The organism is Isoptericola chiayiensis, from assembly GCF_013149805.1.
GTDB classification, from domain to species: domain Bacteria; phylum Actinomycetota; class Actinomycetes; order Actinomycetales; family Cellulomonadaceae; genus Isoptericola; species Isoptericola chiayiensis.
On sequence record NZ_JABEZT010000008.1, the window covers coordinates 28,754 to 41,274 of the forward strand.

General features: G+C 72.8%; 11 protein-coding genes. 9 read left to right on the forward strand and 2 right to left on the reverse strand.

Features of this window, described 5'->3' with window-relative positions; all coding sequences use genetic code 11:
• The first annotated feature begins 1 nt into the window (after position 1).
• From HDG68_RS13620 to HDG68_RS13655, 8 genes are read left to right on the forward strand one after another with little or no spacing between them, the layout of a single operon-like run.
• Positions 2-967 (forward strand): carbohydrate ABC transporter permease, encoded by a 966-nt coding sequence (locus tag HDG68_RS13620; protein ID WP_172153007.1) that lies wholly within the window; start codon positions 2-4, stop codon positions 965-967.
• Positions 964-1,806, forward strand: a complete 843-nt coding sequence (locus HDG68_RS13625; RefSeq protein ID WP_343037583.1) for a carbohydrate ABC transporter permease — start codon at positions 964-966, stop codon at positions 1,804-1,806. The genes HDG68_RS13620 and HDG68_RS13625 overlap by 4 nt, the downstream gene beginning before the upstream one ends.
• Positions 1,803-3,350, forward strand: coding sequence for a glycoside hydrolase family 3 N-terminal domain-containing protein (locus HDG68_RS13630; protein WP_172153009.1), 1,548 nt, complete (start codon positions 1,803-1,805; stop codon positions 3,348-3,350). Before HDG68_RS13625 ends, HDG68_RS13630 begins: the two co-directional genes overlap by 4 nt.
• Positions 3,347-4,513 (forward strand): anhydro-N-acetylmuramic acid kinase, encoded by a 1,167-nt coding sequence (locus HDG68_RS13635; RefSeq protein WP_172153011.1) that lies wholly within the window; start codon positions 3,347-3,349, stop codon positions 4,511-4,513. Before HDG68_RS13630 ends, HDG68_RS13635 begins: the two co-directional genes overlap by 4 nt.
• A 37-nt stretch (positions 4,514-4,550) precedes the next feature.
• Positions 4,551-6,050 (forward strand): sodium:solute symporter, encoded by a 1,500-nt coding sequence (locus HDG68_RS13640; RefSeq protein WP_246253979.1) that lies wholly within the window; start codon positions 4,551-4,553, stop codon positions 6,048-6,050.
• Positions 6,047-6,958, forward strand: coding sequence for an N-acetylmuramic acid 6-phosphate etherase (gene murQ / locus HDG68_RS13645; protein WP_172153013.1), 912 nt, complete (start codon positions 6,047-6,049; stop codon positions 6,956-6,958). The genes HDG68_RS13640 and murQ overlap by 4 nt, the downstream gene beginning before the upstream one ends.
• Complete coding sequence (locus HDG68_RS13650) at positions 6,955-7,905, forward strand: BadF/BadG/BcrA/BcrD ATPase family protein (RefSeq protein ID WP_172153015.1); 951 nt, start codon at positions 6,955-6,957, stop codon at positions 7,903-7,905. The genes murQ and HDG68_RS13650 overlap by 4 nt, the downstream gene beginning before the upstream one ends.
• Positions 7,884-10,718: an FAD-binding and (Fe-S)-binding domain-containing protein gene (locus tag HDG68_RS13655; RefSeq protein WP_343037584.1), complete on the forward strand. Its 2,835-nt coding sequence runs from the start codon at positions 7,884-7,886 to the stop codon at positions 10,716-10,718. The genes HDG68_RS13650 and HDG68_RS13655 overlap by 22 nt, the downstream gene beginning before the upstream one ends.
• Positions 10,719-10,728: 10 nt before the next feature.
• Here HDG68_RS13655 and HDG68_RS13660 read toward each other — a convergent pair whose 3' ends face one another.
• Positions 10,729-11,475: a YggS family pyridoxal phosphate-dependent enzyme gene (locus HDG68_RS13660; protein ID WP_172153017.1), complete on the reverse strand. Its 747-nt coding sequence runs from the start codon at positions 11,473-11,475 to the stop codon at positions 10,729-10,731.
• An 81-nt stretch (positions 11,476-11,556) separates the two neighbouring features.
• Between HDG68_RS13660 and HDG68_RS17160 the strand changes: the two genes are divergently transcribed.
• Entirely contained in the window at positions 11,557-11,958 is a 402-nt protein-coding gene (locus tag HDG68_RS17160; RefSeq protein WP_172153019.1) for a YccF domain-containing protein, read from the forward strand.
• A gap of 16 nt (positions 11,959-11,974) precedes the next feature.
• On the opposite strand, the gene ybaK is transcribed toward HDG68_RS17160, so the two are convergent.
• Complete coding sequence (gene ybaK / locus HDG68_RS13670; protein WP_172153021.1) at positions 11,975-12,466, reverse strand: Cys-tRNA(Pro) deacylase; 492 nt, start codon at positions 12,464-12,466, stop codon at positions 11,975-11,977.
• Positions 12,467-12,521: the final 55 nt, after the last annotated feature.

The window sequence follows — 12,521 nt, forward strand, 5'->3', positions numbered from 1 at the left end:
CATGGCGTCCAGCGTCCCCGTGGCCGTGCGGGCGGACGACGGCCCGTCGTCCGCCCGCACGGGCCGTCCCCGTCGGTCCTGGGTGGCTCGTTCGCGCCCGTGGCTGCTCCTCGCCCCCGGCCTGGCAGTCCTGGCCGTCCTCATGCTCTGGCCGCTGCTGCGGGTGTTCCTGTTCTCCCTGCAGGACTACGGCCTGCCGCAGATCGTGTCCGGAGAGCCCAACTGGATCGGCCTGGGCAACTTCGCGGAGGTCCTCACCTCCGAGCAGCTGTGGTCCGTCGTGCTCCCGAACACGATCGGCTTCGCCGTGCTGGCCGTGTCGGCGACGGTCGCGTTCGGCACCGCCGTGGCGGTCCTTCTGGCGTCCCTCGGCACGGCATGGCGCGCCGTCGTGTCCAGCTGCATCATGGCGGCCTGGGCGATGCCGGCGGTGACCGGCACCTACGTCTGGGTGTGGATCTTCGACGCGGACCGCGGCGTGTTCAACCACGTCCTGCAGTCGCTCGGACTCCAGGACGCACCGGTGAACTGGTTCACCGACCGGTGGAGCTTCTACGCGATCGTGCTGCTCAACATCGTCCACCACGGGTTCCCGTTCGTGACGGTGACCGTGCTGGCGGCACTGCTCGGCGTGCCGCGCGAGCTGATCGAGGCGGCCGAGATCGACGGTGCCGGGGGCTGGCGCCGCTTCTTCTCGATCATCGTCCCGCAGCTGCGGCAGGTCTTCGCCGTCGTGATCATCATGTCGACGATCTGGGACTTCAAGGTGTTCGCGCAGGTCTTCCTGATGCCGGGGGGCGCCGGGACCAATCGCGAGGTGCTGAACCTCGGTGTCTGGTCCTACGTCGAGTCCTTCGGCCAGAACCGCTACGGGTTCGGCGCGGCTATCGCGGTGCTCCTGACCCTCATGCTGCTCGCGATCACCGTCGTCTACGTCCGTACGATCCTGAAGGAGGAGGAGCTGTGAGCGTCCTCAGCGTCCGGCGCCCGACGCCGAGAGCACAGGTCGGCAAGGCCGTGGCGGTCGTGGCGCTGCTCGTCTTCACCCTCTTCCCTGCCTACTGGATGCTGGTCAGCGCGTTCGACGCGAAGGCCGGCCTGGGCACGTCGTTCGTGCCCGCCGAGCCGACCGTGGAGCACTTCCGCTTCGTCCTGACCGAGGGCGGGTTCGACGTGTTCCTGCGCAACTCGGCCGTGGTGGCGCTGGTGACCGTCCTGGTCTCCGCGGTCCTCGCCCTGCTGGCCTCGGTGGCGGTCGCGCGCTTCCGGTTCCGCCTGCGTACTCAGATCCTGCTGATGATCCTCGTGGTCCAGATGGTCCCGCTCGAGGCGTTGGTGATCCCGCTCTTCGTCCAGGTCCGCAACCTGCAGCTGCTCGAGACCCTGCTCGGCCTGATCGTGGTCTACGTCGCGCTCGCCCTGCCGTTCGGCATCTGGATGCTGCGTGGCTTCGTGGCGGCCGTCCCGGTGGAGCTCGAGGAGGCTGCCTACATCGACGGGGCGAGCTGGGGCCGGATGTTCCGGTCGATTCTCCTTCCCCTGGTGGCACCCGGCCTCGTGGCCACCAGCATCTTCAGCTTCATCACCGCCTGGAACGAGTTCCTGTTCGCGATGACGCTGCTCGGCGGCGCCACCGAGAACTACACCGTGGCCATCGGGCTGCGCTCCTTCTTCGGGCAGTTCTCCAACGAGTGGGGAGCCATCATGGCCGCGTCCACCCTCATCACCGTTCCGGTGATGGTTTTCTTCATCCTGGTCCAGCGACGTCTCGCCGCCGGCCTCACGTCCGGGGCGGTGAAGGGATGACGGCGCTGCACCATGAGGGAGCACACGGGCCGACGACACTGCGCCGAGCGGTGCTCGGCGTGCTGCTCCCCGGTTTTACCGGGACCTCGGCCCCCGACTGGCTCCTCGACGCCGCCCGCGACGGGCTCGCCGGTGTCGTCCTCTTCGGGCACAACACCCCGGACGTCCGGACGACGGCGGCCCTCACCTCCGCGCTCCACGACGCCGCTCCGGACCTGCTCGTGACGATCGACGAAGAGGGTGGCGACGTCTCGCGTCTCGAGGCCGCGACCGGCTCGTCGATCCCGTCGGCAGCAGCGCTCGGCGCGATCGACGACGTACGGCTGACCGCCGACGTGGCGAGCGCCCTGGGGCGCCTGCTGGCCGCGTGCGGCGTGGACCTGGACCTCGCACCGGTGCTGGACGTCGACACCCCTGGCAACCCGGTGATCGGGACGCGGGCCTTCGGCGACGACGCCGGCAAGGTGTCACGGCACGGGCGAGCATTCGTCCGAGGGCTGCGACGCGGTGGGGTCGGCGCCTGCGCCAAGCACTTCCCGGGCCACGGGAGCACGACCGTCGACTCGCACGTCGGCCTGCCCCGCGTCGACCGCTCGCTCGACGCCCTGCGTCGGACAGACCTCGTGCCGTTCGTCGACGCCCAGCACGCCGGCGGGACGGCCGGGGGCATGGACGCCGTGATGGTCGCGCACGTCGTGGTACCCGAGCTGGGGCCGGGGCCGGCCTCGCTGGAGCCGGCCACGGTCGCGCTCGCACGCGAGCTCGGTATCGACGGACCTGTCATCACCGACGCTCTCGACATGCGTGCCGTCTCCGACGGCACGCACGTCGGCGAGGCGGCCGTCCGCGCGATCGAGGCGGGAGCCGACCTGCTGTGCCTGGGCACGACCGCCGGGCGGGACGACGCAAGCCTCCTCGCCGACGCCGTCGACGCATTGACCGCCGCCCTCGCCTCCGGGCGTCTCACGGCGGACCGGCTGGCCGCGTCCGCCGAGCGCAACGCGCGCTGTGCCGCAGCGCAACGAGCGCGGCGCGAGCGCGCGACGGCGCCGTCCGGGCTGGAGGCCGCCACCCGCGCGCTCCACAACCTCGCCGAGGTCGGTCGGACGGCCGCGCGGGCCGCTGTCCGCTGGGCCGGGCCGCCGCGCCCGGTGATCACCGCACCGGTCGTCGTCGACCTGCGGCGACGGACCGATCACGCGGCAGGACACCGCGGACGCCACGTCACCGACGCCCTGCACCGCCGATGGGAGGACCTCAGGATGTACCGACCGGACGACGTGCTGCCCGGCAGCACCGACGACCCGCAGCGACCCGTCGTGCTGGTGACTCGGGAGGCGCCCGGCTCCGACCAGGAGCGGCGCCGGTTCGCGCCACTCATCGGCCGTCCCGGCACGGTCGTGCTGCACACCGGTGTGCCCTCCTCGCTCGAGCAGTGGTTCGAGGGGACCGACGGCGACAGTACGTCGGCCGTCCTCGCCTACGGCACCGGGCGGGCCACGGCCGACGCGGCCGTCCGACTGCTGGCGGGGGGTGGGCGATGATCGTCGCCGGCCTGATGTCGGGCACGTCCGCCGACGGCCTGGACGTGGCGCTCGTGGACCTCGCGCTGGACGGCTCCGCGCTGGACCTCCGGCTGCTCGCCCGGCGCGAGGTGGCGTTCCCCGACGCGCTCGCGGACGACATCCTGCGGCTGCTCGAGCCGCGAGACGTCCCGCTGTCGCTGGTGAGCAGCGTCGACGCCCGCCTCGGACGCCTGTGCGCTGAAGCGGTCGCCGAGACCGTCGCGGACTCCGGTGCGGAGTGCGAGCTGGTGGTGATGCACGGCCAGACGGTCCGTCACGACGTGACCGACGGCGTCGTGACGGCGACCTGGCAGCTCGGGCAGCCCGCCTGGGTGGCCGAGCGGACGGGCTGCCCAGTCCTGTCCGACGTACGCTCGCGCGACGTGGCTGCCGGAGGTCAGGGCGCGCCGCTGGCGAGCATCCTGGACCACCTGCTGCTCGCCGGCGGCGACGAGCCGACGGCGGCGCTCAACCTGGGCGGCATCGCGAACATCACCGTCGTCGCCCCCGGCGAGGACACGATCGCCTTCGACACCGGGCCGGCCAACGCGCTCATTGACATCGCCGCCCGCCGGATCACCGGGCAGCCGCGCGGCTTCGATCGGGACGGGAAGCTGGCCGCGCGCGGCGAGGTCGTCCCTGAACTGCTCACCGACCTGATGGCGGAGCCCTACTACGCCCTGCGCGCGCCGAAGTCCACGGGCAAGGAGCTGTTCCACGGCGACTACCTCGACCGGTTCCTGAGCCAACGGCCCGAGGCGACCGGACCCGACGTGGTCGCCACGCTCACCGAGCTCACGGCACGCACCGTCGCCGACGCGTGCGTGGCGCACGGCGTCCGGTCGGTCGTCGCCTCGGGAGGCGGGACACGCAACCCGGTGCTGCTGGCCGCGCTGCGGCGAGCGCTCGGCGACGTGCCGCTCACCACGACCGACGACGCCGTCGGGCTGCCCGAGGGCGCCAAGGAGGCTTCGCTGATGGCCCTGATCGGCTGGCTGACCTGGCACGGTCTGCCGGCCACGCTGCCGTCCGTCACCGGTGCCGGGCACGGCACGGTGGCCGGCCGGCTCTCGCCGGGTGCCGGTCCGCTCCGGTTGCCGGAACCCCTGCCCACCCTGCCCGAGACGCTCCGCGTCCACTGACCGAGCTACCCACGACCGACGAGGGAGAACGAGACACATGCTGCAGACCGTCGACCTGGTGGTGATCGTCGCCTATCTGGCCGCGACCGCCTGGCTGGGCCTGAAGCTCAGCGGCAAGCAGAAGGGCTTGCGCGACTACTTCCTGGGCAGCCGCCGGTTGCCATGGTGGGCCGTGTGCCTGTCGGTGGTCGCCACCGAGACCAGCGCCCTGACCGTGGTCGGGACCCCGGTGATGAGCTTCGTCGGGAACATCTCGTTCCTGCAGGTCGCACTCGGCTACCTGCTCGGCCGGGTGGTCGTGGCCTTCCTCATGCTCCCGCGCTACTACGACGGCGAGATGGTCACCGCCTACGCCTACCTCGGCAAGCGGTTCGGGTCGAGCACCCAGACCACCGCGGGCGTGACCTTCCTGTTCACGCGCCTGCTGGCCGACGGCGTGCGGGTCCTGGCAGCGGCCATCCCGCTGAAGCTGATCCTCGACGGTCTGGGCATCAGCACCAACTACTTCACGATCATCGTGGTGCTGGCCGTCGTCACCATCCTGTACACGTTCATCGGCGGCATCCGGGCCGTGGTCTGGGTCGACGTCGCCCAGATGCTCCTGTACGTGCTCGGTGGCGTACTCGCGATCGTGGTGATCTCGGTACAGACCGGTGGCGGCTGGCTGACGCAGGCTGCCGAAGCGGGCAAGCTGCAGCTGTTCGTCTTCTCCGGGAATCCGATCTCCGACTCGTCGTCGTTCGTCGCCTCCCTGCTCGGCGGTGCGGTCTTCGCCATGGCGTCCCACGGGGCCGACCAGCTCGTCGTGCAGCGGCTGCTCGCCTGCCGCAGCAAGGTCGAGGCGCAGAAGGCCCTCATCTGGTCCGGCGTGGTGGTCTTCGTCCAGTTCTCCGTGTTCCTGCTGGTGGGTCTCGCGCTGTGGGGGTACTACGACCAGATGACGCCCGACCAGCTCGGCCTGACGCGGGACGACGAGATCTTCCCGAGGTTCATCGTCGAAGGTCTTCCCGCGGGCGTGTCCGGCCTCCTGCTCGCCGCCATCCTCGCGGCCGCGATGAGTACGTTGTCGTCCTCGCTCAGCGCGCTGTCCTCCTCGACCGTCACCGACGTGTACGCCAAGCTGCGCCGCACGCCGATCACCGACGAGCAGGGCCTTCGCGTCGGGCGGTGGGCCACCATCGGCTGGGGCCTGGCGTTCATCGCACCCGCCGTCTTCTTCCAGTCCGACGAGGGCAACATCGTCGTGCTCGCCCTCGGCATCGCCGGGATCACCTACGGCGGGCTCCTGGGAGCTTTCGTCTTCGGCATCGTGAACAAGCGGGCCACGGCGCTCGACGCGAACGTCGCGTTCGTCGCGGCCGTCGGGGTGAACCTGTACTTCTTCGTGATGGAGAAGTACGTCACCGGTGAGGTGTGGGTCGCCTGGCAGTGGTACCCGCTGCTGGGCGTGCTCGTGACGTTCGCGGTCGGCGGGCTGCTGTCGTTGCGTCACCCGTCCCGCCCGGCGACCGTGGAGCCCGTGGAGCAGGTCCGATGAGCCACGCGCTGTCGCCCACCGAGCTGAGGCACCCCGGCACGGCGGACATCGACGACGTCCCCATCCTCGAGGTCCTGCGCCGGATCAACGCCGAGGACCGGACCGCCGTCGACGCCGTGGCCGACGTGCTGCCCGACCTCGCCACGGTGGTGGACGCAGCCGCCGCACGGTTCCGCCGCGGGGGGAGCGTGCACTACTTCGGTGCCGGGACCTCGGGCCGCCTGGGCGTCCTCGATGCCAGCGAGCTGATGCCCACCTACAACCTCGAGCCCGGTCGGGTCGTCGGGCACATCGCCGGCGGCCGGGAGGCCCTGGTCCGCGCCGTCGAGGACGCCGAGGACTCCGCGGCCGAGGGTCAGCGCGACGCCGCCGGGATCGGCCCCGACGATGTCGTGATCGGGCTGGCGGCCAGCGGCACGACCCCGTACGTCGGCGGCGCGCTCGACGCGGCCCGACGTGCCGGGGCGTACACCGTGCTCGTGTCCAGCAACCCCGGGGCGCCGCTCGCTGCCGGCGTCGACACGAACCTCGTGCTGCGGACCGGGCCCGAGGTCGTCACCGGGTCGACGCGGCTGAAGGCCGGCACCGCGCAGAAGCTCGTGCTCAACAGCTTCTCGACGGCGCTGATGATCGCCGTCGGGCGCACCTACGGCAACCTCATGGTCTCCGTCGTCGCCACCAACGCGAAGCTGCGGGAGCGGACCGTCCGCATCCTGCGGGAGGCGACCGACCTCGACGAGGACGCGGCACGGTTCCTGCTCGAACGCTCGGACGGCGAGCTCAAGACGGCGATCGTCGTCGCCCTCGGCGATGTCGACCCCGACCGGGCCCGAGAGCTGCTCCGGGAGACCGGCGCGTCGGTCCGTGGGGCGCTCGCGGCCGGACGGGCCGCGGAGCCCGGCGCATGACCGTCCTGGCGATCGACGTCGGTGGCTCCGGCAGCCGCGTGGCGCTCCGCGACGAGCACGGCGCCACCCGGTGGGAGCGCAGCGGGTCGCGGGCCGGCGTCGAGGCGGGCGGCAGCACCGTGCCGGGGGTGGTGCTGGCGCTCGTGGAACGAGCCCGCGAGACCTGGCCCGTCGACACTGCGGTCCTGGACGGGGTCGCCGTCGGTGGCACGGGGCTCGGGAGCCTGGTGACCGACCCGACCGGGCTCGCCCGCTCGGTCCGGGCCGCGGCCGGTGCGCCGGCAGCGGTCGCGATCGATGCCGTCACCGCGCACCTGGGTGCGCTCGCCGGAGCCGCGGGCGCCGCCGTGGTCCTCGGGACCGGGGCGGTCGCCGTGGGCGGGGATCCGGGACGTCCCGGGTCGTGGCGACGCGTGGACGGCTGGGGCCACCTGCTGGGGGACCGCGGCAGCGGGGCGCAGGTCGGTCTGGCCGGGCTGCAGGCCGCGGTCCGTGCCTTCGACGGTGTCGATGCCTCGGGTAGCGCGCTGCTCGCCGCCGCCCGACGACGGTTCGGTGACCCGGCGACCTGGCCCGGGCAGCTCTATCCGCGCCCCGACCGTGCCGGCGTGGTCGCCGAGTTCGCGACCGACGTCGTCGGACTGGCCGAGCGGGAGGACCCCGCGGCCCACCGGGTCGTTGCGACGGCGGGCCGGGAGGCGGCTCGCAGCGTCGTCGCGGCGCTCGGCACGGACCTGCCCGGCGTCGTCTCCCTCACCGGCGGGCTCTCCAACGCTCGCGTGCTGGCACGGCAGTTCGTCGCGACCGTCGCCGACCTGCGCCCCGACGTGGAGGTCCGTGCCCCCGTCGGCGACCCGGTGGACGGCGCGCTGCTGCTGGCCGACCGCGTCGCTGCGGGGGCGTTCGTGGCCCAGGAAGGATTCGTGTGGACCTGCTCGACGACCTGACGCGGGAGCTCGGTGCCGACCAGGTGCTCGGGCGCTCCCTGGACCGACACGTGCGTGCGCACGACGCCTCCCACTACCTGCTCGTGCCCGAGGTGGTCGCGATCGCGCCCGACGCCGCGGCGGTGGCCCGGACCTTCGCCACGGCAGCGCGGCACGGCGCTCCCGTGACGTTGCGGGCCGGGGGCACGAGCCTGTCCGGGCAGGCGTGCGGCACGGGCGTGCTGCTGGACACGCGACGCGGGTTCCGCGGGATCGAGGTGCTCGACGGCGGAGCCAGGGTCCGCGTGCAGCCAGGGGCCACGCTGCGTGCGGTCAACGCCCGTCTGGCACCCTACGGACGTGCTCTCGGCCCCGACCCGGCCAGCGAGTCGGCATGCACGGTGGGCGGTGTCGTGGCCAACAACTCCTCCGGCATGGCCGCCGGCACGGAGCACAACAGCTACCGCACGGTGGAGTCCATGACGGTGGTGCTCGCCTCGGGCACAGTCGTGGACACGGCGGCACCGGACGCCGCCGACCGCCTCCGGGCCGCCGAGCCGGGACTCGTCGCGACGCTGGAGCGGCTCCGGGACCGGGTGCGGCACGACCCGGGGGCCGTCGCCGAGATCGCAGAGCGGTTCGCGATGAAGAACACCATGGGCTACGGGATCAACGCCTTCTGTGATGCCACCGACGTCGTGGATCTGCTGCGCGGTCTGGTCGTCGGTTCTGAGGGCACGCTCGGGTTCGTGGCCGAGGCCGTGTTCCGGACGGTGCCCGTCCAGCGCGCGGCGGCCACCGGCCTGCTCGTGCTCGAGGACGTGGAGGCAGCCGCCGCGGCGCTGCCCGGCCTGGTCGCCACCGGCGCGGCCGCTCTGGAGCTGATGGACGCCACGTCCCTGCGGGTGGCGCAGCGTGCCGAGCACGTCCCCGCGGCGCTGCACGGGCTCGAGGTCGACCGCCACGCCGCGGTGCTCGTCGAGTACCGCGCCGACGACGAGGTCCAGCTGCGTGGGCGTCTCACGGCCGCCCGTCCGTTCCTCGACGGACTGCCGGCCGTCGTCCCGATCGAGCTGTCGAGCGACACCACCGTGCGTGCCGACCTGTGGGCGGTCCGCAAGGGGCTCTACGCCGCCGTCGCCGGGGCCCGTCCCGAGGGCACGACGGCGCTGCTCGAGGACGTCGTCGTACCCGTCGAGCACCTGGCGGACACCTGCCGCGAGCTCGCCGCGCTCCTCGTCGAGCACGAGTACGTCGACCCCGTCGTGTTCGGGCACGCCAAGGACGGCAACCTGCACTTCATGCTCACCGACGACCTGGAGGACCCGTCGTCGGTGGCCCGCCTCGAGGCGTTCACCGAGGACCTCGTCGACCTGGTGCTGCGCCACGGCGGCAACCTCAAGGCCGAGCACGGCACCGGGCGTGCCATGGCACCGTTCGTGCCACGGCAGTACTCGGCGGGTCTTGTGGCCGTGATGCGTGAGCTGAAGGACGCGTTCGACCCCGTCGGCATCCTCAACCCGGGCGTGCTGCTGACGGACGACAGCCGTGCCCACCTGGCCGACCTCAAACCGGTAGCCCGCGTGGAGGAGGAGGTGGACCGCTGCGTCGAGTGCGGGTACTGCGAACCGGTGTGCCCCAGCAAGGACCTCACGCTGACGCCGCGGCAGCGCATCGTCGCCCGACGGGCCCGCGCTCTGGCAGACGCGGCGGGCGACACGGCGCTGGTCCGGGAGATCGACGACGCCTACCGCTACGACGGCGTCGAGACCTGTGCGGCGGACGGCATGTGCGCCACGGCGTGCCCCGTCGGGATCGACACCGGTGCGTTGGTGAAACGGCTGCGGTCTCAGGACCGCGGGCGTCTGGAGCAGGAGGTCTGGCGGGGCACCGCCCGGCACTGGTCCGTCCTGACGTCTGCCGCGGGGGCGGTGCTCGACACGTTGCGACGGGTCCCGGCGCCGTGGGTCGAGCTGCCCAACGCGGCCGCGCGGGCGGTGCTGGGGCACGACACGGTTCCGCGATGGACCCCCGACCTGCCGGGCGGCGGCCGTGCGCGCAGCCGTGGGACCGGCGGCCGCGAGGTCCAGGGTCGTGCCGCCGCGGTGTTCCTGCCGAGTTGTCAGGGGGCGCTGTTCGCGCCGGCCGACGACGGCCCCGGGGTGCAGGCGGCGCTAGCGCGACTGTGCGAGGAGGCCGGCGTCGGACTCGCCGTGCCGGCAGGTGTCGACGGTCTCTGCTGCGGAACCCCGTGGTCCTCCAAGGGGTATACCGACGGCCACGCCCGGATGGCGGAGCATGTCCTGCAGGCGGTGTCGCAGGCCCGCGACCGGATCGGCCACGACGTGCCGGTCGTGGTTGACGCGAGCTCCTGCACCGAGGGTGTCGCGCGGATCATGTCCGACGCCCGCGCCGCCGGGGATCCGCGTGCCACCGAGGTCCAGGACGCGGTCACGTTCGTCGCCAGGGACGTCCTGCCCCGCATCGCGCAGGGGCGGATCCGACCCGTGGACTCGTTGACCCTGCACCCCACCTGTGCCTCGACCCGCTCAGGGATCGACCACGACCTGCGCACCGTGGCGGACGCGGTGGCACGGACGGTGCACGTGCCCGTGGACGCAGGATGCTGCGGGTTCGCGGGGGACCGCGGGATGCTGCACCCCGAGCTGACCGCGTCGGCCACCGCCGCGGAGGCGGGAGACGTCGAGCGGCTCGACGCCGTGGAGCACGCCTCGTGCAACCGGGCGTGCGAGATCGCGATGTCCCGTGCGACGCGGCGCACCTACCGGCACGTGCTCGAGGTGGCCGCCCGCGCGCTCGACGGTCCGGGCTGACCGGACTCGGTCAGGCGGCCGGGCGCTCTCCGAAGACCGCCGTGCCGACACGGACGGTGGTGGCGCCCTCGGCGACGGCGAGCTCGAGGTCGGTGGACATGCCCATGGACAGCTCGCGGGCGTCGCGGGTGCCCGGCGCGCCGGAGGCGAGCACCTCGTCGCGCACCTCGCGCAGCCGGGCGAACCCGGCGCGCACCTCGGCCTCGTCGGACGTGTTCGCGCCGACCGTCATGAACCCGGTCAGGTGCAGCCCGTCGAGGGCGGCGACGGCGGTGGCCAGTGCCGTGGCGTCCGACGGCGCGGCACCGGACTTCGAGGACTCCGCGGAGACGTTGACCTGCACCATCACGTCCAGGACCCGGCCGGCCCGGGTGCAGCGCTGCGCCACCGCCTCGGCGAGCGGCAGGCGGTCGATGCTGGCCAGTACGGTGACGGTGGGCAGCATCTGGTTGATCTTGTTGCGCTGCAGGTTCCCGATCATGTGCACCTCGAGGCGCCCGGCCGCCACGAGGTCCGCGAGGTCCGGCGCCTTGGCGACCAGCTCCTGGACCCGGTTCTCCCCGATGAGGACGGCGCCGTCGTCCCCGCGGTCCGCGGCGATCTCGGTCGCCGCGAGCACGGCCTCGAGCACCGTGCCGGCGTCCTGCGTCTTGGTCGCCAGCAGCAGCCGCACCTCGGACGGATCGCGGCCCGCGGTGCGGGCGGCGTCGTCGATGCGGGTGCGCGCGGCCAGGACACGGTCGTGGAGCGTGGGCATGGGGCCAGTGTAGGAACCTCGGGTCGATCTCCGGGTCCTCCCGGATCCCCACGCCCGCGGCCCGGTGGGAGAATCGTCGGTGTGAAGGCCATCCTCAACGTCATCTGGCTGGTGCTCTCGGGCTTCTGGCTCGCGCTGGGCTACGCTCTCGCCGGCATCATCTGCTGCGTCCTGATCGTGACGATCCCGTGGGGGATCGCCTCGTTCCGCATCGCGGGCTACGCCCTGTGGCCGTTCGGTCGGACCGTGGTGGACCGGCCCGGTGCCGGTGGGTGGTCCGTGCTCGGCAACATCGTCTGGATCGTCTTCGCCGGCTGGTGGCTGGCCCTGGGGCACATCATCACCGCGGTGCCCCTGTTCGTGTCGATCATCGGGATCCCGCTGGGCATCGCGAACCTCAAGATGATCCCGATCTCGTTGCTCCCCCTGGGCAAGGACATCGTCTCGACGGATACCCGGTACCCGGCCTACCAGCCGGCCTGACGTCTCGCGGAGCCGGTCAGCGCGCGACCGAGGCGACGACGGCGTCGGTGAGGCGGACGAGGTCGTCCGGAGCGACCGAGACGTCCAGCCCGCGGCGCCCTCCCGAGACGAACACGGCGTCGAAGTCGGCGGCAGATGCGTCCAGCACCGTGCGGTGCGCGCCACGCTGACCCAGGGGAGAGATGCCTCCGGCGACGTACCCGGTGGCCCGCTCGGCTCGGGCGACCGGCGCCATGGCGGCCTTCTTGCCGCCCACGGCGCGCGCCAGCGCCTTGAGGTCCAGGCTCCCGGTGACGGGGACGACGGCGACCACCAGCTCGCCGTCGACGTCGGTCATCAACGTCTTGAACACCTGCTCGGCCGGGACACCGAGCGCGGCGGCGGCCTCGAGGCCGTAGCTCAGCTCGGTGCGCGGGTCGTGCTCGTACGGGTGCAGCTCGTGGGCGACGCCCGCGCGGGCGAGCGCGAGCACGGCCGGCGTGGACGCGGCGGACTGGTGGCGGGCCATCGACCCAGTGTGCCCGACGTCGCGCCGGCCGACGGAGGGACGTGCGCGCCGTCGT

Coding starts and splice junctions, on each gene's coding strand:
- HDG68_RS13620 (WP_172153007.1), top strand. CDS start 2: ATGGCGTCCAGCGTCCCCGTGGCCGTGCGGGCGGACGACGGCCCGTCG.
- HDG68_RS13630 (WP_172153009.1), top strand. CDS start 1,803: ATGACGGCGCTGCACCATGAGGGAGCACACGGGCCGACGACACTGCGC.
- HDG68_RS13635 (WP_172153011.1), top strand. CDS start 3,347: ATGATCGTCGCCGGCCTGATGTCGGGCACGTCCGCCGACGGCCTGGAC.
- HDG68_RS13640 (WP_246253979.1), top strand. CDS start 4,551: ATGCTGCAGACCGTCGACCTGGTGGTGATCGTCGCCTATCTGGCCGCG.
- murQ (WP_172153013.1), top strand. CDS start 6,047: ATGAGCCACGCGCTGTCGCCCACCGAGCTGAGGCACCCCGGCACGGCG.
- HDG68_RS13650 (WP_172153015.1), top strand. CDS start 6,955: ATGACCGTCCTGGCGATCGACGTCGGTGGCTCCGGCAGCCGCGTGGCG.
- HDG68_RS13660 (WP_172153017.1), bottom strand. CDS start 11,475: ATGCCCACGCTCCACGACCGTGTCCTGGCCGCGCGCACCCGCATCGAC.
- ybaK (WP_172153021.1), bottom strand. CDS start 12,466: ATGGCCCGCCACCAGTCCGCCGCGTCCACGCCGGCCGTGCTCGCGCTC.